This is a genomic window from Dietzia aerolata (genome assembly GCF_014144865.1).
Classification (GTDB): domain Bacteria; phylum Actinomycetota; class Actinomycetes; order Mycobacteriales; family Mycobacteriaceae; genus Dietzia; species Dietzia aerolata.
This window is the reverse complement of the sequence record NZ_JAALDM010000269.1, coordinates 1-1,064: the sequence shown is the minus strand read 5'-3', so window position 1 is coordinate 1,064 and position 1,064 is coordinate 1. Positions and strand designations below refer to the sequence as shown.

The window sequence follows — 1,064 nt, the reverse complement described above, 5'->3', positions numbered from 1 at the left end:
CGCCGATACCGGCACCGACGGTGAGGACCAGGGCGACGAGTCTGGCTTCTTTGACGGCGGTTTGCTCGGCGGCGAGTGCAGTGTGCTCGACGTTGGATGTAATAGCGAGAACGTGGTCAGTGAGATTGCCGACAGTACGCTTGGCAAGCTGATTGACCTGACTATGGCGTTGGCTGCGCAACTCTTCGCGTATCTGATGGACTTCTTTCAGCGTGATCCCATCTCTGACCCTGACGCGATTCGGGCCAGCATTGATTGGGCTACTGGCATCACAAGCGATCTGGTCATTTATGCCGTCGCTTTCTCGCTTGTCATTGGTGCCGGGCGTATAGCGACCGCGCGCGCCGATCAACAGATGCAGTTGGGCAGCTCCACGGCCAGTGCCACGATGAAAGCCGCCGCTGCGGCCGCGGCATCTGGCCCAGTGTTGATGACTCTTATTGCAGCGACCGACGCACTTGCCAACTACCTTTTCGAGCAAGCCGGTGACATCAATGTCGCTAAGGAACGTATTCAGACCATGCTCGTTACGGAAGATTCTGAGTTGACCGTCGAGCGATTGCTACTTCTGATCCTTGCAGTTATGGCGATTTTCGCGTTCCTCGATCTACTGATGCAGCTGTTCATGCGGCAGTTCCTTTTCATCGCGGCAACGGTGTTCTTGCCGATTGCCGGGGCGGCCAGCTCGGGGGAACAGGGTAAGGCGATTTGGTCAGCTCTATTGAGATTGCTGACGGGCTTGCTGCTGTTTAAGCCCATTTGTGCGCTCGTTTTCGCACTCGGTATTCGATACGCCAACGACCAGCCAGCGGATGCAGGAAACGACTTCATCACCATTTTGCTGTTCATCTCACCGGTGCTTGCCATGCCGATTCTGTTGCAGCTCGTCGGCGGCGCTGGCGGCTCTCCTGGCGGCGGAATGATGGCTATGGGCGGCACCCTCGGTCTTGCCAAAGCGGCAAGTGGCATGGGCCGTCAGGCTGTGTCCGCCGGTCGCGGAGTCGGTTCACTTGCAACGAGTGTGGGCCGAGGCGGCGGCAGTAGCGGCGGCGGCGGCCGAGGCG

At 58.9% G+C, this 1,064-nt stretch carries 1 protein-coding gene; it reads left to right on the top strand.

Annotation, left to right across the window (positions count from 1 at the left end):
* Positions 1–1,064 (top strand): hypothetical protein (locus tag G6016_RS14495; protein WP_182633327.1); only part of this gene is annotated, 1,064 nt, incomplete at both ends.